The 22,322-nt window shown below is 38.7% G+C and carries 17 protein-coding genes, 2 tRNA genes and 2 riboswitches; of the genes, 7 read left to right on the top strand and 12 right to left on the bottom strand.

From position 1 onward, the window contains the following. Positions 1-6 precede the first annotated feature (6 nt). Both HXT19_RS02890 and leuS read right to left on the bottom strand, forming a co-directional pair. Entirely contained in the window at positions 7-798 is a 792-nt protein-coding gene (locus tag HXT19_RS02890; protein ID WP_004111792.1) for a ComEA family DNA-binding protein, read from the bottom strand. 151 nt (positions 799-949) lie between these two features. After that, the gene (gene leuS, locus HXT19_RS02885) at positions 950-3,934 is read right to left on the bottom strand and encodes a leucine--tRNA ligase (protein ID WP_422119748.1); all 2,985 of its coding nucleotides are present in this window, start codon (positions 3,932-3,934) and stop codon (positions 950-952) included. 205 nt (positions 3,935-4,139) lie between these two features. Here leuS and HXT19_RS02880 point away from each other — a divergent pair, with 205 nt between their 5' ends. The 4 genes from HXT19_RS02880 to HXT19_RS02865 all read left to right on the top strand — a co-directional run bounded on the left by HXT19_RS02880 (position 4,140) and on the right by HXT19_RS02865 (position 7,790). After that, positions 4,140-4,580 (top strand): hypothetical protein, encoded by a 441-nt coding sequence (locus tag HXT19_RS02880; protein ID WP_004111796.1) that lies wholly within the window; start codon positions 4,140-4,142, stop codon positions 4,578-4,580. 74 nt (positions 4,581-4,654) lie between these two features. Beyond that, complete coding sequence (locus HXT19_RS02875) at positions 4,655-5,098, top strand: DUF2871 domain-containing protein (RefSeq protein WP_004111798.1); 444 nt, start codon at positions 4,655-4,657, stop codon at positions 5,096-5,098. A gap of 89 nt (positions 5,099-5,187) precedes the next feature. Continuing rightward, positions 5,188-5,994: a fructosamine kinase family protein gene (locus HXT19_RS02870; RefSeq protein WP_014554619.1), complete on the top strand. Its 807-nt coding sequence runs from the start codon at positions 5,188-5,190 to the stop codon at positions 5,992-5,994. Positions 5,995-6,071: 77 nt separating this feature from the next. After that, the gene (locus HXT19_RS02865) at positions 6,072-7,790 is read left to right on the top strand and encodes a hypothetical protein (RefSeq protein ID WP_285068768.1); all 1,719 of its coding nucleotides are present in this window, start codon (positions 6,072-6,074) and stop codon (positions 7,788-7,790) included. A gap of 6 nt (positions 7,791-7,796) precedes the next feature. Here HXT19_RS02865 and HXT19_RS02860 read toward each other — a convergent pair whose 3' ends face one another. Beyond that, positions 7,797-9,611: an AMP-dependent synthetase/ligase gene (locus HXT19_RS02860; protein ID WP_004111801.1), complete on the bottom strand. Its 1,815-nt coding sequence runs from the start codon at positions 9,609-9,611 to the stop codon at positions 7,797-7,799. Between the two features lie 94 nt (positions 9,612-9,705). Continuing rightward, complete coding sequence (locus tag HXT19_RS02855; RefSeq protein WP_192382245.1) at positions 9,706-10,467, bottom strand: M23 family metallopeptidase; 762 nt, start codon at positions 10,465-10,467, stop codon at positions 9,706-9,708. Between the two features lie 276 nt (positions 10,468-10,743). Here HXT19_RS02855 and HXT19_RS02850 point away from each other — a divergent pair. Continuing rightward, positions 10,744-10,819: transfer RNA gene (locus HXT19_RS02850), tRNA-Asn, on the top strand. Positions 10,820-11,026: 207 nt separating this feature from the next. Then, the gene (locus tag HXT19_RS02845) at positions 11,027-11,950 is read left to right on the top strand and encodes a hypothetical protein (protein WP_004115253.1); all 924 of its coding nucleotides are present in this window, start codon (positions 11,027-11,029) and stop codon (positions 11,948-11,950) included. A 66-nt stretch (positions 11,951-12,016) separates the two neighbouring features. Here the strand turns inward: HXT19_RS02845 and HXT19_RS02840 are convergent, their stop codons facing one another. The 8 genes from HXT19_RS02840 to eno form a co-directional block, all read right to left on the bottom strand. After that, positions 12,017-13,465 carry an amino acid permease gene (locus HXT19_RS02840; protein WP_004117983.1) on the bottom strand — a complete coding sequence of 483 codons (1,449 nt, stop codon included), beginning with the start codon at positions 13,463-13,465 and terminating at the stop codon, positions 12,017-12,019. Between the two features lie 51 nt (positions 13,466-13,516). After that, a riboswitch (Lysine riboswitch) is annotated at positions 13,517-13,708 on the bottom strand. 71 nt (positions 13,709-13,779) lie between these two features. After that, positions 13,780-14,535, bottom strand: a complete 756-nt coding sequence (locus tag HXT19_RS02835; RefSeq protein ID WP_004111813.1) for a trimeric intracellular cation channel family protein — start codon at positions 14,533-14,535, stop codon at positions 13,780-13,782. Positions 14,536-14,716: 181 nt separating this feature from the next. Then, complete coding sequence (locus HXT19_RS02830) at positions 14,717-15,886, bottom strand: branched-chain amino acid aminotransferase (RefSeq protein WP_004111815.1); 1,170 nt, start codon at positions 15,884-15,886, stop codon at positions 14,717-14,719. Between the two features lie 211 nt (positions 15,887-16,097). Then, positions 16,098-16,181, bottom strand: a tRNA-Leu gene (locus HXT19_RS02825). Between the two features lie 41 nt (positions 16,182-16,222). Next, positions 16,223-17,851, bottom strand: a complete 1,629-nt coding sequence (locus HXT19_RS02820; RefSeq protein WP_174191081.1) for a DUF501 domain-containing protein — start codon at positions 17,849-17,851, stop codon at positions 16,223-16,225. A 60-nt stretch (positions 17,852-17,911) separates the two neighbouring features. Then, entirely contained in the window at positions 17,912-18,532 is a 621-nt protein-coding gene (locus HXT19_RS02815; protein WP_101887821.1) for an FtsB family cell division protein, read from the bottom strand. Positions 18,533-18,717: 185 nt separating this feature from the next. Then, positions 18,718-19,632 (bottom strand): L-lactate dehydrogenase, encoded by a 915-nt coding sequence (locus tag HXT19_RS02810; RefSeq protein WP_004111821.1) that lies wholly within the window; start codon positions 19,630-19,632, stop codon positions 18,718-18,720. Between the two features lie 221 nt (positions 19,633-19,853). Beyond that, entirely contained in the window at positions 19,854-21,149 is a 1,296-nt protein-coding gene (gene eno / locus HXT19_RS02805) for a phosphopyruvate hydratase (protein ID WP_004111823.1), read from the bottom strand. 148 nt (positions 21,150-21,297) lie between these two features. Further along, positions 21,298-21,400, top strand: a riboswitch (TPP riboswitch). Here eno and HXT19_RS02800 point away from each other — a divergent pair. Beyond that, on the top strand, positions 21,391-22,188 hold the full coding sequence (locus HXT19_RS02800; protein ID WP_004115260.1) for an ABC transporter permease: 798 nt from the start codon (positions 21,391-21,393) through the stop codon (positions 22,186-22,188). It overlaps the preceding riboswitch by 10 nt. Positions 22,189-22,322: the final 134 nt, after the last annotated feature.

Below are 22,322 nucleotides of genomic sequence, written 5' to 3'. Positions count from 1 at the left end.
ATAAATTTACTTAATGCAGATTGCTGATTTAAGTTTTAAAAAAGTCTTTTGCCCAATTCCTTTAACTTGCATAAGATCTTCAACCCGCTTAAAAACACGCAACTTTTTACGCATATCTAATATTCTTTGAGCCATTTTTGGCCCTATACTTTTTAGAGTTTGTAATTCTTCCAACCCTGCTGTGTTTATATTTATGCAACCGCTTTTATCTTTGTTGACACTATTATTTTTGCTTATATCATTTTCATTAATTTTGTGCGTGCTATCACTAAAATCTTCATTTTTATTTTTAACAGTTAAATCTTTAGTCTCATTTGTATGTAAGTCTTTTTTAGAATCCTCTTTAGAATCATTGCTATATTCATCATCATCTTTATTATTTGATTCAAATTTTTTACTTAAAGATTTAACTTTAGATTCTCTCTTTGCTTGATAAGAATAAATCTTGTTATAAGTTCTAGATTGACATATGAGCATGGTTAAACTTGATGCTAAGAATACTACGAGAATTAGCATAATAGACAAAGCATGTACTGGTTTTATTCGTAATCTAACGAGATTTCTTGTTTCAAAATTATTTCGTTTATTAAGATTATAAATATTTGAAGCAGAATCTTTTGAGCTTATGCAAAAATCAGCAAGCTGATAATCTATAGAATTGTTTTTCTCTTGTGCCAATATGCGATTTTTAGAATCATCATTCAAAGTATTTTGCAAATAATTTGAATTTTCATAATTATTATTTAAAGCATCAATAGCTGCCAATCTTTCTAGAACGTTACTATTGTTTTTGTTCATTTTAACCACCTCCTTCGTTTCAGACTATTTATTTTTGATTGTTAAATAAAAAAAAAAGATGCTTACCTCCACTATTAAATGAAGATAAGCATCTTTCAAGTAAAATTAACCAATGTGGTTAAAGGCTATTTTGCCTAGAAAACATTGAGTTTCAACTTTCATCTGGCACAATAGACACAATCTTTGGTGCTTTCACGATTACCTTGCGCGGCTTCTTTCCACCCAAGCGATCAGCTACGGCCTCTAAAGCAAGCTTTTCAAGCTCACTAGCATCAATATTCGGGTCAACTTCAAGCTTTGCGCGAACCTTGCCCTTGATTTGCACAACAGCTGTAACAGTATCCGCACCAACGTAGCGGGAATCTTCAACTGGCCAATCTGCGTGAGCAATCGACTTAGTATGTCCAAGCTTGCTCCACATTTCTTCACAAATATGCGGTGCAATTGGAGAAAGCATAAGAACAAGCGGCTCAACTGCTGCGCGAGGCACGTGAGGCAGAGACGTTAAGTGATTATTCAACACAATCAGCTTAGCAATCGCAGTGTTTGGACGCATTGCTTCCATTTCTACAGTTACTTCTGCAATCGTGTTGTTAAGAAGCTTTAGCGTCTTTTCGTCCAAAGCATCTTCTGTTACTACGCAAGCGCCAGTTTCTTCGTTTACAACGTTACGCCACAAGCGTTGCAAGAATCGCATGCCTCCAACAACGTTACGCGTATTCCATGGGCGAGACTCAGAAAGTGGACCCATGCTCATTTCATACAAACGGAACGTGTCTGCACCGTAGTTTTCGTACATGTAGTCTGGAGTCACAATATTCTTTAGGCTCTTACCCATCTTTCCAAACTCGCGATTCACGGTTTCGCCGTGCCACGTAAATGTTGGCTCACCAACGCCGTTATTAGCGCCTTCCTCAACCTCATCAGCTGGCACGTACTGCCCGCGCTCATCCGTGTAAGCGTAAGCCTGAATCATACCCTGGTTAAACAAGCGATGGAAAGGCTCAGCAGAATCAACGTAACCCAAGTCGTAAAGCGCCTTATGCCAGAAGCGCGAGTAAAGCAAGTGCAAAACTGCATGCTCTACGCCTCCAACATAAAGGTCAACGCCTCCAGAAATATGTTCCTTGCCTGGTCGATTCGTACCCATCCAATAGTCGTATTCGTCGCTGTCAACCATATGCTCAGCGTCGTTTGGATCCAAGTAACGCATGTAATACCAGCATGAACCAGCCCAGTTTGGCATAGTGTTGGTGTCGCGATAGTAGGTTTTTACACCGTCACCAAGATCAAGCTGAACTTTAACCCAATCCTCGTTTCGGCTCAAAGGTGCTTCAGGCTCAGAATTTGCGTCGTCTGGAGCGTAAGTTTTTGGCTGATAATCTGGAACGTCTGGCAATGCAATTGGAAGCTCACTATCCGGCACAAGGTGAGCAACACCATCCTCATCATAAACGATTGGGAATGGCTCACCCCAGTAGCGCTGCCTAGAGAACAGCCAATCGCGAAGTCTGTAAGAAACCTTACCAACGCCTACGCCTGCTGCTTCAAGCCAAGTCGTCACTTTTTTAATAGCTTCATCTACTCGCAAACCGTTAATAGACAAAGCGTCACCGAGCTTATAAGTATGCTCCACAGAAGAGTTAATAACAATTCCATCGTGAGAAACAAACGGAGCTTTGCCATCATAATCTTCTAGCTTTTCGACAGAATCAGGCAAAGGCTTAACAGTGTAAATTACAGACAAGCCGAAAGCTTTAGCAAAATCATAATCGCGCTGGTCGCCGCCAGGAACTGCCATAATTGCGCCCGTTCCATAACCCATAAGCACATAATCTGCAACAAACAGCGGAAGTTTTGCTCCAGTTACAGGATTAATTGCGTAAAGACCAGTAAACAAACCAGTTTTTGCACCAGCGTCTTCCGTACGATCTTTAGCGGTTTTAGCGCGAGCTTGAGCCTGATACTCTGCCAATCCTTCCTTAAGGCTTGCGTAGCCACCCTTCCAGCTTTCTGGAACGCTAGCTTCCCACGCTTCTGGAACGTGCTCAAGAATCGGGTGATCTACAGAAACAACAGCAAAAGTTGTACCAAAAAGCGTATCTGGACGAGTAGTGTATACTTCCAAATCGCGCATTTCACCATCTGCACATTCAACTTCAAAATGCACGGAAGCACCGTGAGATTCGCCAATCCAGTTTCGCTGCATAAGCTTAACTTTTTCTGGCCAATCAATAGTATCCAAATCTTCAACCAAGCGATGAGCATAAGCTGTAATTCGCATGGACCACTGACGAAGATTGCGCTGGAATACTGGGAAGTTTCCGCGCTCAGATTTACCTTCTGCAGTAACTTCCTCGTTTGCAAGCACAGTTCCCAATCCTGGACACCAATTTACAGGAGACTTAGAAATGTAAGCAATGCGGAAGTCATTCAACACATCCGCTTGCTCTACTTTATTGAGCTCTTCCCACTTTTTGTCAGCAAAACCAGGAATTTCGCGCTTTGCGCTCTTAAACTCATCAACTAACTCAGCAATTGGTCGAGCAGAACCTTTACCGCCATCTTTGCGTACAAAATCAGGGTCATACCAAGCGTCATAAAGCTTCGAGAAAATCCATTGAGTCCAACGAACGTAGTTTGTATCAATAGTTGCAAAAGATCTACGATCGTCAAAGCTCAATCCCATGCGATGCAACTGCCTGCGCATATTTGCAATATTTGCCTCAGTAGTAATGCGAGGATGCTGACCTGTTTGAACAGCATATTGTTCTGCAGGAAGTCCAAAAGCGTCGTAGCCCATCGCGTGAAGAACATTCTCACCCTTCATACGGTGATATCGGCTCACAACATCCGTTGCCAAATATCCAAGAGGATGTCCAACATGTAAGCCCTTTCCAGAAGGATAAGGGAACATGTCCATTGCAAAGAAAGAAGGACGGCCACAAGCCAATCTGCCTTCGCCATCCTTCAAATCGCCCTTAACATTAGCAGCCCAGAACGTGCCTTGCTCGTCCCAAGTCTTTTGCCAGCGCTGCTCAATATCTTGTGCGAGCTGCGCATTGTAACGAAAAGCTGGCTCAGCAATAGTAGCTTTATTGTCAGCTGTTGAATACTGTTGATCGTTGTCTTCCATAAACAAGCACTATAGCGACTCATATCGTCAATTTGCAACACTTTTTACAACTTTTATCCATATTTTATTGTGTTTTTTGAAAGTTTTAATGCACAATTCACAAAATACTCTTATTTAGCGTTTTTCATGAAAATCATTACTACAATTGTTTTAAACGTTCAACATAAGATTTTATTAAGAATAATGTGATTTAACGAGGTTAGTTATGAAGGTATCAAAGAACACACTTTTATTAATCGCATGCATTGTATGGTGTTTTGCCGGATTCAACATTCTTAGGATTGGTATTATTGCTTACTCAAACTTTTTATCTCCTATTAATTTCGCTTTATCTTTAGCTGTTTTTGCAATATTCCAAGTGTTTATTTTCGGAAAACTTGTTAAAAAACATACTGCTAGGATTAACGCATACAAAGAAAACAAGCAATTTTTCCTTAAATTCTTTGACGTTAAATCTTTTATAATCATGGCTTTTATGATGACTTTTGGAATTGTTCTTCGTGCAACAAATATAGCTCCAGAACAATTTATAGCCGTATTTTATACGGGATTAGGTTCTGCTCTTACTCTAGCAGGATTGCTTTTTGGGTATCATTTTGCTAAAACTGCATGTCCGCGTTACAAAAACACTCATACTATGCAATAGCGCTTACAAACACTTGTAACAACATCAACATTACTAAGAAATATTTGACTATCACTCTACGTAAGGAAGTTACTATGAACCATGTTATGAAACGTTATATTAATACGTCTTTGTTGTATGCTGTCTTCGCCATGATTGGCGGCGTCTTTTATCGCGAATTTACAAAATTTAATGCTTTCCATGAAAAGACTGTGCTTGCTATAGTTCACACACACTACTTTATGCTTGGAATGGTTGTTTTTCTGTTACTCATACTATTTGAGAAAAACTTCAGTTTTAGTAACGAAAAAACTACGAGAATCTTAATAACTTATCATATTGGACTCAACCTAACAGCAGTAATGATGATTACTCGTGGAATTGCACAAGTAATGCGTCTACATCTCAGTCCATCTATAGATTTTTCCATAACTGGTTTAGCAGGAATCGGACACATCCTACTTGGCGTAAGTATTGTACTAATCTTATTGCAAATTAAACGCAGCATCGCTCATTGTGCTAATACTTCATTAGAATAGTGATGATAGGAATAATTTAGTTTATTCATAAAATATTTATTAAGTGTGTAACTATAAGCCGCATATGCTACTACATTAAGAAGGTTGCTATGAGTAATAACGTGTATAAAAAGAGTAGATCATACGCACCAGAACGATTCTTTGAATGCGAAGGTCGTGGCCTTAATTGGCTTCGAGAAGCTTACGACTATGGCGGGCCTAAAGTAGCTAAAGTTTTTGATTGGGGAAAAGACTACTTAAACATTGAACGCATTGAAACTACAAGCCCTACTCCTTTAGCATCGTTTGAATTTGGAGCATCTTTGGCGCATATGCACGATTTCGGTGCGAAATATTTTGGGGAGCCACCTGCAGATTATGATGGCACATGCTATTTTGGACCATTAAGCGACCCTGTAAAAATGGATTGTGGCACTTGGAGTAATGTTATTGACTATTTGGCAGAAGGCAGACTTTTACCAATGGTAAATCTTGGTATTTCTAGAGGAAGCCTTACAAAAAACGATTTAGATCTTACAAATAAAGTTATTGATGCTATGCCAGATTTGCTGGGAAAAGCATCTGAAGATAAACCAGCGCGAGTCCATGGAGACTTGTGGAGTGGAAATGTGCTTTGGACTAAAAGCGAAGATGGCGAACACACAGAAGCTGTTTTAATTGATCCTGCAGCTCACGGCGGCCATCGTGAGGAAGACTTAGCAATGCTGCAACTGTTTGGGATTAGCTATTTTAAGCAGATTTTAGATGGCTATCAATCTGTTCATCCATTAAAATCTGGTTTTGAAAATCGCATGACAATTTGGCAGCTCTACCCTATTGCTGGACATTGTGTCTTCTTTGGTGGAGGCTACGTTAGCGAATACCGAGATATGTGCTTGGATTTGCTTAATCGCTAAATTTGCATTAGATAATTTAATAGACACTAATATAAAAGTAAGCACAAAACTAAAATTTACGAAAGGCCTTAACTACTATGATTCGCACGCATAAGCATATTTTGCGCAAAACTATTGCTCTTGTAGTATCTAGTACAATGCTTCTTGCGATTTGCGCATGCGGATCGAGCAATGCAAAAAACGCATCGCCTAGCGCAAAGCCTCAAGTGAATCACGGCAACGTTATAGTTTTTACGCCTTCTGATGGTCTAAATTTAAGTAGAAAAACTCCATTAAGTACATGGGATAATCTTGTTCCAGAAATAGTAAAATCGTTAAAAAAGCAAGGATTTTCAGAAAATTCTATTACTACTAAATCGTCCAGCAGCTTATACGATCAAAGTCAAGATATTCAAGATTACGTTGTAAGCATGATTACATCTTTAAAAACAAAAAATTCTTCTAAAAATAAAAACAAGAAAACAAGTATCAGAGATATCCATAGCATCGTAAAAAAGCAACTTTCTAATACGACTATTGTTGTTGCTCCTTGGAGTAATAAAAACGGTAATAATAATTATGGTGATTACGTAACTCAACCCACAACACCTAAAGAGCAACTAAAAGAAGAAGATCTAAAATCACAAGAGGAAGCAGAAAATAGACTTACATCGTCATTAGATTTGGCTAAAAAAGCTGGCATGCATGTCGTTATGTTATCTAGGCTTACTAGAGATTTTAAGCCAGATGCATTCTTCAAACTTTCTTCTGCTCAGAGCATTGGAGAAATTCAAGCGTATACTCTTGTGCAAAAATTAGCATTAAATCAGGCTTCTAAAGATAATCCAAAAAGCGTAGAAGTACTTTTGCCTTGCCACAATCAAAAACAAGATGTTCATATGCATTTTGGAGTAAATACTCATGGTAATTCAGATTCTGATAATTCAAGTTCCAAAATTCAAGAATTTGATGATGAATTCGCGCGACTTGCTTTTGCTGGAATCTGGAAAATTCTAAAACCTTATTTCGCATCTGGATTAATGATTTCACCTTCTGGAAAACTTAGTAAGGATTCAACAGAGAATGACTGGGAAAATGCTGCTTTCGACGCAGATAATTCTGACTCTGTTAAGGCAGAACTTAATTCGAGATTAGTAATAAAGAATGATAACGGAACAACTTCCACAAAACACGTAGATGGCATTATTGCTTTAGATGATCAAGTTGTTATGCAAGTGGAAAAAGCTCTTGAAGACCTTGGATATAAGGGAAGCTCTGCAGATATTAACCCTTCCTTTACTCTTCCAGATATAATCGGAAGCTTTATAGGAAAACGAAATTTGACTAAGAAAAAGGTTCCAACGCCTGCTTCTACTGCGAAAAATAATGAATCACAAAAATCTACCACAAAAAATAATGATTTGAATTCATCTGAATCCAATAAAGAGAATAAAAATACTGAAGATTCTGAGCTTAAAGATTCAGCGAATGAATTGTTAAACGACTCAAAATGGCCTGTTATTACTGGCTACGGCGCTTACAAAGATGCCTTACCAAATCTTGTAAATGGAAAGCAATGGATGACTTCTATCGAAAACATTCAGAAAATCTCTACTGATGTTGCTCAAGAATGTAGTTCTCTAAATGTTAATGGAAAATTATCTCAACTCGAAGATATTTCTATTTTTGTAAATAACAGTGGATCAGAAAAAGATATACCTGTAATAACAGAACCAATTCTCGCTGTAAGCGCAACTAATCTTAAAGCTCTTTTGATTGACCCTGGATACGTAACTCTTGCAGATGCAGGACTGTAAAGTACGTTATTTTCTTGGTCTTGGAGCGTAAATCTTATTTTCGATAAGATCGTTATAACGTTCTATAACAGCATTGCGCTTTGCTTTAAGGCTTGGTGTAACTAAACCATTTTCTTGAGTAAAAGCATCTGGAACAATCTCAAATTTTCTGATTGATTCTGCTCTAGAAACATTAGAATTTGCTTTAACTATGCTTTGTTCTACGGAACTTATGACGATTGAATTTTTTCTTGCCTCTTCCAGTGAGCGCACTGGGCTTGCTCCTCGAGATTTCAGCCAAGAATTCACTTCTGCAAGATCTAACGCAATAATCGCAGAGATAAAAGGTTTTCTGTCTCCAATAACAACGCATTGAGAAATAATTGAAGAAGTCATAACTGATGCTTCGAGTATGCTAGGTGAAACGTTTTTCCCGCCAGCTGTTATTATCAGATCTTTTTTGCGACCAGTAATTTTTACAAAACCGTCGGAATCTAAAGATCCGAAGTCTCCTGTATGCAACCATCCATTTACTATTTGTTTTTCAGTTATCTCTGGATGATTATGATATCCTTTGCAAACAGCGGGACTTTTAATACAAAGCTCTCCCTCATCATCTATTGCTACAGACACTCCCTGTACTGGCAAACCAACTGTTCCGATTTTATAGCCTTTCGTTGGATTTACCATTGACGGAGCACATGTTTCTGTCATTCCGTACCCTTCGAGAATTGGCAATCCCATGCCATTGAAGAAATGCGAAATCGATTTGTCTAATGGTGCTCCTCCTGAAACACCATATTCAACGTCTCCTCCAAAAACTTGCAAAATTGAGTTGTAAACGAGCTTTTTACATAAGGAGTGGCTTATAGCCAGCATTGGCGAAATCATTCTCCCCGATTGTTGAGCTTTTGACCATTCTTTTGCCACTTTTACGCTTTGAGCAAATATAAATCCTTTTACTCCTCTACCAGCTTTTTGAGAGGCAGCATTGTAGATTTTTTCAAATATTCTAGGTACACCAAGTATGAAAGTTGGTTTAAAACTTTTAAAATCACTTAGTATTGTTTTAAGGTTGCTTGACAATCCAAGTGTTACATTTCCCGCAAAACAGAAGAACTGCATAAATCTTGCAAATACATGTGCTAAAGGAAGGAATAAAAGAAGTCTTGGTTTGCCTTTTAATGCTATATCTGGCATGGAAAGCATTCCAGATTTCGCTATAAACACAAAATTTCCGTGCGAAAGTTCTATACCTTTCGGGTCTCCTGTAGATCCAGATGTGTAAACGATTGTAGCTAGATCATCGCCTTTAACAGCTTTTTCTCTTTCATAAAACTCTGAGTCTGTAACTGTTTTTCCATACTCAATTAGCGCATCTATTGCGTCTCTGCTTAATACATAGACATCGTTAAGGCTTGGACATGACTTCTTTGATATTTCCACAGTTTCACGCATATTTTCATCTTCAACAAAAATCATGCTTACTCTAGAATCGTTAATAATATTTTCTATTTGCACTGCAGAACTTGTTTCATAAATTGGCACTGTTAACGCGCCTATAGACATTATTGCCATATCAAGCACAGTCCACTGCCATGAAGTATGCGCTATTATCGATATAGTATCTCCCGGCATCACACCGTGTGCTATGAATCCTTTTGCTACCGATATAACCAAATCTTTAAAGTCTTTAGCACTGTAGGAATTCCATTCCCCGTCGCGTCCTACATACTCAACCAATGAATCGTTCGGCTTACGTTCTACGCGACTTTCAAGAAGCGAAAAAATGTTTGCATTGTAATCAATTTTCTCATCGAGATTACGAGAATACTTTTGCATATTCGCTCCCTAATATGTTTAAGAAAATCTTATGTAATAATCTTAGGTCAATGTCTTAAGCCCAAGACTCTTATTACACTATACGACACACATTTTACAGACTATTTTTTTCTTCTTTTGTCTCTTCTTTGGGCTTTAAAATTATTCGTTTTTTCGCTACCATTTTCCTTGGATTTGCATAAGTCCTGTCTCTTCGTTTTAAACCCCATTGAATACACAAATTGTCACAATGATCTGATCCAACTGTTACGTAACCAAAAAATTGACCTTTTCTAACAACTGTTCCAACTGGTAAATCTGTATATGCTGGCTCAAATGTGGAAGACAAAACTCCATGTTTGATTGTTACAACAGATTTTCCAGCCACAAGTCCAGCAAAATTTATTATTCCATCTGATGGAGCATATAGCTCAGTTCCTTCCTCTGCTCGCAAATCAACTCCTCTATGACCAGCGAGCCATGGCTTTGCTGGAGCATCAAAATCTTCAATAATATTTACATTTTTTACTGGCCATACCATCCTTGATTTACAATTTGTAGTTTCTTCTAGTGTTGAAGCTGTTGAAGCCTGACTAACTGTATTCGCGACTATTTTTTGATTTTTACCTACAAAAGATTTTTCTATGCAACCAGAGTCAAATGAAGACACACTATAATCAGTTTGATTCGATTGCAAATATTCATACTCAATACTTTTGTTTATTGTAGGATTTATGCAACTATGAATAATCAACATGATTACAATCAGAATCATAAAAATCAGTATTCTAACAAACTGTGATTTTTGTTTTAATATAAATTTTTTGACTTTTAAGATTCTGGGCTTAAGCATTTTTAAATCAAATATTTTTCTCATGATATTTTATTTTTCTCCTTTCATAAATCAAATTTGTTTTATGCTTCAACAGCGAAAATCTGCATTATTTAAAGGTTTTTACTTATATTTGAAAGTTTTTCACAAAATTCTTTTTTTAGGAACACTTTTTTATCAATGTGGTTAAAGCATGCAAATCATTGGTATTCCAACGATTACGAGTTTTCGACACGCCCAAACACGCTATATTTGCATATTATAAAATTACGTGTAATATAAATGTCTTGTGCACGGCACACAGCCAAGCACAGAGGATATTCCTGCGTAGCTCAGTTGGCAGAGCGTTCGACTGTTAATCGAATGGTCGCTGGTTCAAGCCCAGCCGCAGGAGCCAAGAAAACCACCAGCGAACCTGGTGGTTTTTTGTTTTGAATTTATTTGAATATTGTATTCTAATGAATCGCAAATAATATTGCTTGTCCTGCAAATCATCAAAAATGCTACAAACTACAAGGATCACGTACTTAGTTTGGCGTAAACTACAAGTGTTGTTTTGCAAAAAGCAATTCTTGGCGAAGATTGATAAAACAGAGGATGATACATGTTAGAAAACATCTCCGAAGCCACAAATAATGGCCATAAAAAGAAGATGATAATTCTCGTTGCTGGCGTCATTGTATTAGCTTTAGTATTAGGCGTTGGTGGTATTTGCTGGAGCATTCAGCACTCGTCTCGTATGAAAGAAGCTAGAAAACAGTGCGAAATTAAGGTTGCACAAGTTAGCAAAGCAAGCCAGTCATGGAAAAAACTTACTAAAAATTCTCTTCTTATCTCTTTTGCTCAAGATAACTCAGAAAATGGCAAATTACTTGCTAAGCTTTTGAAGCAGCGTTTGCCAGAAACGGTTGTATGCAATGCTAATTCTCCAGAAGAGTTAGGCTCTCAGGGAGCTCAAGCTATAGCTGCAACTCAATGGTATTCTGACAATGCTCAGCGTATTCGTGGAGTGACTTCTGCAATGATTGATAAGCTTTCTGCAGCATCTACAGATACTACAGCGAATGCACAGGAGAAGCAGAAGGCTGAAGAAAGCCAGAAGGAACTGCAGAAGATTACTGCTCCTGTTATTCGTATAGCTCCTAAGGTAAAGCGTAAGCCGAATATTATTATTCAAAATATTCCTCCTACTCAAGAAGAAAAAGTTCAAGCAGATAACGCCATGCAGAAAAAGATTGAAGAAGCAAAGCGTCAAGCTGACGAGCAAGCTGCTAAAGCTAAAGCAAATGCAAAGGCTGATGCAGAAAAGAGACGTTTAGAATTAGAAAGAAGAAAGCGAATTAGGGATGCTGCCGAAAATCTACAGAAGCAGCTAGAAGAACAAGCTAAGAAGCAAGCTGAAGAACAAGCTAGGAAGCAAGCTGAAGAGGAAGAGAAAAAGAAGGAAGAAGAAAGAAAGCAGACGGAAGAGGAAGAGAAAAAGAAGGAACAGCCAGATCCTAAAATTTCTAACGACGGAGACAAATAATAACCTCTGTTAATCAATATAAAAATGCGCTCAGCAAAATCACTGAGCGCATTTTTTATATTCTAATCACTTTGTTAAATCAACTTGATCTAAAGGAATAACCTTAGTGTGGTACTTAATCTTGTATCCAACATAAAGCACAATGAACAGCGGCACAGACATATAAGTTATGCCAATTGCTTGCCAATTAAGCGTGTGGAATGATTCAAGATCTTGGCCAACAATAACCAAAATGCACAATACAAGAGCCACGATAGGACCGAATGGATACCACTTAGCTTTATAAACAAGATCGTCCAAAGACTTTCCTTGAGCAATATACGCTTTGCGGAACCTGTAGTGCGCAGCTGCGATTCCTGCCCATGCAATAAATCCAGTCAAACCACTTGCAGCAACTAAGAACATGTAAATTTGAGTTCCAAAAATACTCATCAAGAATGTTAAAAGAGCTACAACAAACGTTGCAACCAAAGATTGCATTGGAACACCTCTTCTATCTACGTTTCCAAACATCTTTGGAGCGTGATTATCTTTTGCAAGAGCGTAAAGCATTCTAGTAGAAGCATACATTCCAGAGTTTGCTGCCGAGATAACAGATGTAAGCACAACGGCATTCATGATTGTTGCTGCAATCGCCAATCCTGCACGCTGGAACACAAGAGTGAATGGGCTTATAGAAATATCGCTAGCTTCCGATCCAAGCAAACTTGGGCTTGTGTATGGAATAATGCATGCGATTACAAAGATTGCAAGAATGTAGAACAAAACAATACGCCAAAACACTTGCTTTACAGCCTTTGGAATACTCTTATCTGGTGTTGCAGATTCACCTGCTGTAATGCCAATAAGCTCTGTTCCTTGGAACGAGAATCCTGCAATTGCAAACGCACCTAAAACAGCTGGGATTCCGCCAGCAAATGGAGCATTTTTATGTGTAAAGTTGCTTAGAAATGGCGCTTTTCCGCCTAAAATTCCAACAATCGTAAGCAAACCAATAGCAAGGAATATAATAACGGTTACAACTTTAATAATCGAAAGCCAGTACTCTGTTTCTCCAAAGCACTTAACCGTAAGAATGTTAATCAAAAGAATAACAACAAGAACTGTTAGCGAAAATACCCATATTGGAACATTAGGAAGCCAATATTGCAAAACAATTGCTGCCGTACTTATATCTACAGCAACCGTGATTGCCCAGTTAAACCAATAATTCCAACCCATTGCAAATCCTAAAGCAGGATCAATAAACTTTCCAGAATATGATGCAAAAGACCCGCTAATTGGCATATATGTTGCCATCTCTCCTAGAGATGTCATAAGAAAATAAACCATGATACCGATTGCAGCGTATGCCAAAAGCGCGCCACCAGGTCCTGCCATGTGGATTGTTGCGCCACTAGCTACAAATAAGCCTGTTCCAATGCTTCCACCCAAAGCAATCATGGAAATGTGGCGTGTTTTTAAACTGCGATGCACAGTTTGAGATTCAGTAGTTGATGAACTGTCGTTATTCATTGTTTCCTCCTTTTGACAATATTCAAACAGAGGCAAACAGGCAACAGTATGCATGTCGATAGCACTCCGCAGCAAATTGCCAAAATTGCTGCGACAGTCCTTGGCTTATTAAGCCAAGTCCCAGCTTGTAAGCTAGAAAGAATAACCTACAAACTTCGGCGCTCTCCCCTTTTGCAAATCACTTAACGCCTCTTTCTGGCTAATGATTGCTACTCTTGTTGAGCGCGACCTCTGGTCGATGTGTTTCATTATTGAGATAGGCAAAGACAAACTCTAGACACTAACCGATATTTATTCAGATTAGACTATATTTTCTATTTATTTTGATTATTTTTTTCTGTATTTTTTATGGCTTTATCGGAAATTTTACGACTATATGCATTATGTCTGCGATATTTACTTATTTTTATTGGCGATTTGCGGTTCATTGCACCAAAAAGCGTTAAATCAAACTTTACAGACATTAATCGCATCGCAACTACTAGCACAACAATAAGAGTATCTAAAATCATCTCTGTAATAACGTCAAAACATCCTGCACGTTGTGCTTTTACAACAAATACCGTCAAAACACACCCAACTGCAGCAGGAAGCGCATACCAATGCTTATCTCGAACAATTACAGGAACTTGATTCAAAACCATATCTCGAATTAATCCACCACCAAGAGCTGTAGCCATGCCTAAAAACACAGACGCCATTCCAGACATGTGAAAATCCAAGCCTTTAGCGGTACCATTTACAGCAAAAAGCCCCAATGCTAAAGCGTCAAGAGTTAACATAAGCCATTTCCACTCATCAATTTCTAGATGAGCGAAAGCAACAATAACACCCGAAGCAAGACCAGTAAAAACAAATCCCCTATCTGCAATTCCAACTGGCGGCAAAGCTCCAAGCAGAACGTCTCTAACAATTCCGCCACCCAATGCTGTAAGCCATGACGTTGTGATTATTGCAAAGATATCATAATTCTTGCGAATAGCCCACATTCCGCCAACCATTCCGCAGCAACCCATAGCAATGTATTCAACAACAAGGAAGAAAATGTTATCTCCTAAAGCCCCTTCCACAATATTTCCTTTCCAAGGTTAGTTAAACACTTAAAAAACAAAATCCGCCTAATAAGCCTATAACCAATTAAGCATACAATTAGCGCGCCACCTTTTATAAGATATAAAAAATGACGCGCCAAATACTAAAAACTCTAACGGATTTAAAACGACTTTTAAATAGCTCTTAAACAGCTTTTAACTAGTCGCACACCTTCCACATCCAGTTGTGAGTATCTTCAACATCTCCAAGCTGAATACCAAGCAATTCATCACGCAAAGCCTGAGTCAACTCACCAACTCCACCATCAGCAACCTTAAGATCGAAGTCATCTGACTTAAAGCGACCAATAGGCGTAATAATCGCAGCAGTTCCGCAGGCAAAGACTTCAGTGACCTCACCAGAGCGAATATCGTCAAGCAATCCCTGAAGTGGAATCATAGTTTCAACAACCTTGTGACCCGCTTCTTCTGCAAGCTGAATAATAGAACGACGTGTAACACCTGGAAGAATGCTACCAGTAAGAGATGGAGTTTCCAAATGACCATCCTTGTGCAAAACAAACACGTTCATTCCACCAAGCTCTTCCAAATAGGTCTTAGTTGCTGCATCAACGAAGCAAACCTGTTCGCAACCGTGTTCAATACCCTTGTATTCACCGAGCAAGGAAGCCGCATAATTTCCACCACACTTAGCAAAACCAGTACCACCAGGGCCAGTGCGGAACCACTGATCTTCAACCCAAATACTAACTGGCTTCAAGCCACCTTTAAAATATGGTCCTGACGGAGAAGCAATAACACAATATTCAACCTCATGAGCTTCTCGCACACCTAGGAACGGCTCGGAAGCAAACATGAACGGACGCATATAAAGAGTATATTCGCGTCGGCTTGGAACCCACTCTTTATCTCGCTTAACTAAGGCTGCAACAGATCCAATAAAATCGTCGATAGAAAGATCTGGCAAATACAAACGCTTCGCAGAATTCTGGAATCGTGCCGCATTAATATCTGGACGGAAAAGCCAGATGGATCCATCAGTTCGCTTGTATGCTTTTAAACCTTCAAAGCATTCTTGGGCATAATGCAACACAGAAGCACCTGGATCCATTTTTAATGGCCCATAAGGCTCAACACGTCTATCCGACCAGCCTTCTCCCTTGGTCCAAGACATATGGACCATATTGTCGGAGAAAATCTGACCAAAAGCAGGCTTATCAATCAGCTCTGCTCGCTTTGCATCCGAAACAGGATTATCGTTAGGCAAAACAGTAAAATTGCCAGCCAGTTTGTTCAACAGATCAGAATCACTATGATCGTAAGAATCATAGGCATTTTTAAAGTCTGGAGCAACCTCTAAATCAGCCATTATGTCTCTTTTCCTAATTTGCGATATTACTTGTATTTTTATTATTGCTTTTATTGCAATTAATGGTATAGATTAGTACGATTCTCGATTAACGCAAGACTGTAAACAGATATTTTTATAGAAAAAAGACTAATTAAACCAAAAATCTTACGAATTGCAACAAAAAATTAACATTAAATACGTAAAAAATAAACTCGCAGCGTAACATTTGTGCCTCTGGTGGGACTCGAACCCACAAGCCCGTAAGGGCGTCAGATTTTAAGTCTGATGCGTATGCCAATTCCGCCACGGAGGCAACAGACAATTATTATGCCATATAATACAATTAAAAACAACTCAGCGTGTGGCGAGAATTCTACGACCCAAATCTAACGTGATTCCATCTAGTAAACCATGCTCACTAGCAACAAAAGTATCTAGAACTCCACCATGGTCTTCATACGCCGCTTTTGCAAGTCGTTCAAGTACACGACTCAACACAACTGCACCTCCACCAACAACATCAATTCTTCCAGGATGAATAGTGGCATAAGTACGTCTACGTTCTCTTGTCATATGCAAGAACCTGTCATTAACTGTATACGCCTGATCCAACGCGATTTTTACTCCATCAACAGCCTTATGGTCATAATGCTTTAATCCAATAGCAAGGGCTGCCATAGTTGTAACAGTGCCAGAAACACCAATAATCGTGCGAGCTTTACCAGCGTTAACATGCTTAAAAGCTTCGTCTATATTTTTGTCAATATCTTTTATAGCACAAGAAATTTCTTCTTCTGTTGGAGGGTCTGTATGCAAGTGTCTCTCAGTCATTCTAACGGAACCAATATTCATTGAATACGCGGAATCCACTTTATCTTCCGCAATATTCACGCCGTCTCCACCAAGAACAATCTCAGTAGACCCACCACCTAAATCTACAACAACATAAGGGGCTTGCAAATCTTTTCTAGAAACAACACTTGTTGCTCCCAAAAAGCTCAAAGCAGCTTCTTCTGTTCCGCTAATAACTTCAGGGCGTACGCCAAGCTCATCAAACATCATCTGTTCAAAAATGTCTCTATTTAGCGCATCCCTAGTTGCAGATGTTGCTACAAAACGAATAGCATCTATTTTGTGTTCGCTAAGCACTTTTGCAAATTCTTTGGCAGCAGATTTAACTCTCTGCAAGGCATCTTCAGCAAACATATGCGTTTCATCAATTCCCTGACCAAGTCTTACAACTCTAAGCATTCTAGGAACAACATCGCGCATACCATTAGCATTAACTTTTGCAATTTTTAATCTAATCGAATTCGTGCCACAGTCAATTGCTGCTACGCAAACCGATTTATTAGTTCCAACGATTGTATTGGTGTTAAAAGATTTTGTATTTAATAATTTCTCAGTTTCAATTTCATTAGCATCATCACTCCAAGGAGTAGTGCACTTACAAACATTAGGGTCAAATTCATTTTTTACCTTGCTTAACACCATATCGCCAATAGGATTCACACCTTTGCCCATTACAAGACTTTGCGCAAGCAAGGCATGCAAACACTTAACACGAACAGGCATACCCCCAGCACTCATATCTTTAATATGTTCTTCACTATCTTCTAATCGAATAGCTAATTCGTGACGAAACTCTAAATAGTATTTATGTGCCTGCTCATATTTTTTAACAATATCATTGTCATTATTCAATAAATTGTTGCATTCCTTCATAAAACCTTGTGCTTCAAGATGCGAAGCCGCTTTAACCGCTTCTGGACTTGTTAAGTAGCATGTAGTTGGAAAAGGAGTTCCATCTTCTAAGCATGGCCTTGTAATAACAGCAAGAGGACGTCCACAAGCGCATCTAGCTCCAACTGCAACCATTCCCCTTGGGAATCTTCCCAATTGACGTTTAACAATGTCTTTATCTGCATCACTTGCAGGGTTTTCCAACAAACTATCCACTAAGGATTGTATATTCAAATCCATGTTTTTAACTCCCCTATGCATTTGCATGATTTTAAAATAAAGTACTTTAATATTTTCTTACTACTGTCTACTTGTATTACTCTGTTTCTTATCTGTAGATTTTGACGATTTATTTTTCTGATGTTTATTTTGCTGGCGACTTTTATCCATTTTATTATGCTTAGAAGTCTTATCCTTATTAGAATCGTTAACGTCATCGTCTTGAGATTTCATACTCATATCATCTGGCTTATCTGCTTTATGAAGTGAATAGAACAAATCACTATACCAAGGAAGAGCTTTTCTTTCCTCATACTGTGATTCATCTTTATTAAATGATTCTGGCACAACTCCTGTAACAGCTTCTGGGTGTTCAACTCTAACAGCCTGCTCTCCAGGGAATATGAATCCTAGCCTATCCCTAGCTTGTGCAGTAACATACGCTTTATCTTTCCAACGATCAATATTATTATCCAACTCCTGTTTTTTGTCTTTTAGAGCAGACTCATCTCTTTGCAAAGCGTGTAATTCAGCCAAGCTTAACGCATAATTTCGAATTGTTGAAACAAATTCTATAGAACAAAGAAACGCCACTACTATCATAAAAACAAATACGAACGAACCAGAAAACAGCCTTTTTTTCTTTGGCTGATTTGATTCATCAACTGTACTTGTTGCCGTGCGGCGATTTCTCAAAACCATACTTCTAAGTTACTTTAAATATTCGACGTGTAAATACACCTTATATTTACTTTTAGCCTAAAAAATCATTATTACACAATATGAACAAAATACACGCCAAAATACAAAAATTGTGACCAGCTATCCATATATAGGAGCTGGTCACAAAATCATACTCAAAATTCTTTTAAAACTTAGATTCCCAACTATTCCATTTGAGCCTTGCTCAAAATCGTATCTGCAGAATGCTGCAACTTTTGCAACTCTTCTTCAGTCAAATCAAGCTTGCACTGCTCAATAATGCCATCTCGACCAACAATCGCTGGATAAGAAAGATAAGAATGATATTCTTCACGATAATTGGATACAGGCATCTGTTCTCTAGAATCCGTCATTACAGCATTCACTAAACGAACAGCTGCTGCAGCAATACCGTAGTTGGTATATTTCTTTCCATAGAACACAGTGAAACCGCCTTCGCGAGTTTCATCATCAACAGCATCCAAGTCAATGTTCTTTTCCTCAGCAAGATCAGTAATTGGCTGCTCTAACACTTTTACCGTAGACCATGCAACGAACTGTGAATCGCCGTGCTCGCCTAAACTATAACCCTTAACTGCCTTAGGATGAACTCCGAAGAACTTTCCTACAGCACGATGCAAACGGGCAGAATCAAGAAGAGTGCCAGTACCAATAACTCTTTCGTATGGAAGTCCAGTAGCTTCCTTGTAGAGCTGGCAAATAGCATCACAAGGATTAGTGATATCTATCAAAACGCCATGGAATCCAGAAGCTTTAATTTTTGCACCAACTTCTGCAACCTCTTTACGGTTATACTTAAGCTCCGCAAAACGATCTGGATGAGGAACATCCAAAAGTTTTATATGACCCAAGGCGCTTACGATTACTTCTACGTCTTTTAATGCTTCATAATCATTTACTGTAATATTAACGTTAAAAGGCACATTATCCATTGAATCTTCAAAATCAAGAGCATCAGCCTTAACTTTTGCTTCATTTGAATCATAAAGATACAAATCGTCAACGTGACCACCAATAATGAGCTGATGGGCTACTGCAGCACCAACATTACCCATGCCTATAACAGCGACTTTTCTCATATGAAACATCTCCTTCTGTTTTTAGTTTTTCATAAAAATAGCACTATTCTGGAGATAATGAAAGTAATTTTAGAAAAATTTTTTTAAAATTTTAAGAAATCATTGAAAATATACAAAAACGGCCAGCCGCATTTTATTGCGACTGACCGAAAATAAGCTTCAGCTCAAAGCTTAAAAAGCTTAAACAAGTCTTATGAATAACTTATAAAAGCCCTAGTATATTACTTCATATACTTCTTGCAAGCCTTGAATGCGCTGTAACCAGCGTACTGAGCGGTAGAGCCAAGCTCTTCCTCAATCTCAAGCAAGCGGTTGTACTTAGCGATACGCTCACCACGAGCAGGAGCACCAGTCTTAATCTGACCAGTGTTCTTAGCAACAGCAAGATCAGAAATGGTTGTATCTGGGGTTTCACCAGAGCGGTGGGAAACCATAGAAGTAAAGCCATTCTTGGTTGCAAGCTCAATAGCGTCGAGGGTTTCGGTAACGGAACCAATCTGGTTCAACTTTACGAGCAAGGAATTAGCTGCTCCAAGCTCAATACCCTTAGCCAAACGCTTTGGATTGGTGACGAGCAAGTCATCGCCAACGAACTGCAAACGATCACCAAGACGCTTGGTGATTGCTGCCCAATCATCCCAGCCTTCTTCCTGGAATGGATCTTCGATGGAAACGATTGGATACTCGTTGATGAGCTTCTCGTAGTAATCAAGCATGTAAGCAGATTCGCGCTCTTCGCCGTCGAAACGATACTTGCCAGTTTCCTTGTTGTAGAACTCAGAAGAAGCAACATCGAGGGAAATACCAATCTGCTTTCCTGGCTCGTAACCTGCAGCTTCGATTGCATCCATGATGTACTTCAAGGAATCTTCGTTGGACTTCATCTTTGGAGCGAAGCCACCTTCGTCACCAAGACCAGTAGCCAAGCCTTCCTTCTTCAAAACGTTCTTTAAGGTGTGATAAACCTCAACACCAGCGCGCAAAGCATCGCTGTAAGTTGCGAAACCGTATGGAGAAATCATGTATTCCTGAATATCAGTTGCAAAATCAGCGTGAGCGCCACCGTTCATGATGTTCATGTTTGGAACTGGAAGAATATGTCCGTTAGTTCCGCCGATGTAACGATACAATGGAAGCTCTGCAGATTCAGCAGCTGCATAAAGAGCAGCAAGAGAAACGCCAAGAATAGCATTTGCGCCAAGCTTACCCTTGTTTGGAGTGCCATCAAGCTCAATCATGGTTTCATCAAGAGCACGCTGGTCAGAGGCATCCATGCCAATAACCTTTGGAGCAATTACTTCATTAACAGCCTTAACTGCTTCCAAAGTACCCTTGCCCTGATAACGGGACTTGTCGCCATCACGACGCTCCCAAGCCTCAGCCTCACCAGTCGAAGCACCAGAAGGCACTAAGCCAATACCCTGAGCGCCATCTTCGGTCTCCAAATAAACCTGAACGGTAGGATTTCCACGAGAATCCAAAATTTCGCGTGCATATACGCTTTCAATAGCTGCCACAACTACTCCTTATTCATTTTGTTGGTTGTGTAACATATTCAAGATTAATGCGTTTTATGGACGTTATTTCGTAGCGTAAGTCGTTAAAGATACAAGCCTATATAATCTAAGCGTTTCGCGATTTGTCCATGCCTTTATACGATAATAACAAACTGACACGGGGTGCAATTATTTAATTGTAATTGCTGAGATTATACCCGTCGAACCTGATATAGCTAAAACTATCGAAGGGAATGTCGTTATGAATAACCTTTTTAGCGCGATTGCAAAACTGCATCATAAAGCTTTTATTTCTTTAAAAGCTTGGCTTTCTACTATAGCGATTCTTTTTTTATGGTTTTTAACAACCTTAACTCCTGCCGAAAATCGCGCTTTGCCATCTCCAAGCGAGGTAATAAAAGCATTTGTTGACTTAAACAACGAAGGAATATTACTACCGTCTCTTGCAATAAGCATATTTAGAGTTGTAGCTGGTCTTCTTTTAGGAATTGCTTTTGCTTTGCCATCTGGAATCATTTCTGGCGGAAGCAAAATAGGAGAATCAGTAATAAATAAACCAAGTCATATGCTCAGATCCATCCCATTCCCAGCATTAGCACCTTTATTGATCATTTTTCTCGGTGTGGACGAAATGATGAAAATAATGCTTATAGCGCTTGGTGTTTTTGGACCAATGTATGTCAATATTCGAGATGGAGTAAGGAACATTGACCCTAAACTAATAGAACTTGCAAAGGCTTATAACGTTAAAAAATCGACTGTTTTTACAACAATTTTTATGCGAGGAACACTAGCTAATTTTATGACAGGATTGCGATTTTCAATTTCCGTAGCATGGGTTGCTTTAGTTACTTGTGAAACAGTTAATTCTTCAATAGGAATCGGATATATTCTTTCTAGAGCTCAACAATTCTTTAGACCAGATCAAATGATGGCATGCATTATTTTATATGCGATTGCAGGACTTGGATCAGAAGTTACTGCAAACATATTCGAATATTGGCTTATGCCAGAACGCAGAGTAAATAGAGAATCTTAACAAAGAGTTGATTTTAGAAATTCACGTAAATAAAGAATTTATAAAATCCTCTGTGAATTTTAGAGATACTTTTAACGATACTTTTAAAAATAAGTCAATTTTTATAAAAATTTAATCAACAAAATTTAATCAAC

It is taken from the genome of Gardnerella sp. DNF00038, from assembly GCF_049262855.1.
Taxonomy (GTDB): domain Bacteria; phylum Actinomycetota; class Actinomycetes; order Actinomycetales; family Bifidobacteriaceae; genus Bifidobacterium; species Bifidobacterium vaginale.
This window is presented reverse-complemented; position numbering and strand designations above follow the sequence as displayed.

Excerpts from the sequence above, each read along its gene's own strand:
- HXT19_RS02890 (WP_004111792.1), bottom strand. The coding sequence starts at position 798 with ATGAACAAAAACAATAGTAACGTTCTAGAAAGATTGGCAGCTATTGAT.
- leuS (WP_422119748.1), bottom strand. The coding sequence starts at position 3,934 with ATGGAAGACAACGATCAACAGTATTCAACAGCTGACAATAAAGCTACT.
- HXT19_RS02880 (WP_004111796.1), top strand. The coding sequence starts at position 4,140 with ATGAAGGTATCAAAGAACACACTTTTATTAATCGCATGCATTGTATGG.
- HXT19_RS02875 (WP_004111798.1), top strand. The coding sequence starts at position 4,655 with ATGAACCATGTTATGAAACGTTATATTAATACGTCTTTGTTGTATGCT.
- HXT19_RS02870 (WP_014554619.1), top strand. The coding sequence starts at position 5,188 with ATGAGTAATAACGTGTATAAAAAGAGTAGATCATACGCACCAGAACGA.
- HXT19_RS02865 (WP_285068768.1), top strand. The coding sequence starts at position 6,072 with ATGATTCGCACGCATAAGCATATTTTGCGCAAAACTATTGCTCTTGTA.
- HXT19_RS02860 (WP_004111801.1), bottom strand. The coding sequence starts at position 9,611 with ATGCAAAAGTATTCTCGTAATCTCGATGAGAAAATTGATTACAATGCA.
- HXT19_RS02855 (WP_192382245.1), bottom strand. The coding sequence starts at position 10,467 with ATGAGAAAAATATTTGATTTAAAAATGCTTAAGCCCAGAATCTTAAAA.
- HXT19_RS02845 (WP_004115253.1), top strand. The coding sequence starts at position 11,027 with ATGTTAGAAAACATCTCCGAAGCCACAAATAATGGCCATAAAAAGAAG.
- HXT19_RS02840 (WP_004117983.1), bottom strand. The coding sequence starts at position 13,465 with ATGAATAACGACAGTTCATCAACTACTGAATCTCAAACTGTGCATCGC.
- HXT19_RS02830 (WP_004111815.1), bottom strand. The coding sequence starts at position 15,886 with ATGGCTGATTTAGAGGTTGCTCCAGACTTTAAAAATGCCTATGATTCT.
- HXT19_RS02820 (WP_174191081.1), bottom strand. The coding sequence starts at position 17,851 with ATGGATTTGAATATACAATCCTTAGTGGATAGTTTGTTGGAAAACCCT.
- HXT19_RS02815 (WP_101887821.1), bottom strand. The coding sequence starts at position 18,532 with ATGGTTTTGAGAAATCGCCGCACGGCAACAAGTACAGTTGATGAATCA.
- HXT19_RS02810 (WP_004111821.1), bottom strand. The coding sequence starts at position 19,632 with ATGAGAAAAGTCGCTGTTATAGGCATGGGTAATGTTGGTGCTGCAGTA.
- HXT19_RS02800 (WP_004115260.1), top strand. The coding sequence starts at position 21,391 with ATGAATAACCTTTTTAGCGCGATTGCAAAACTGCATCATAAAGCTTTT.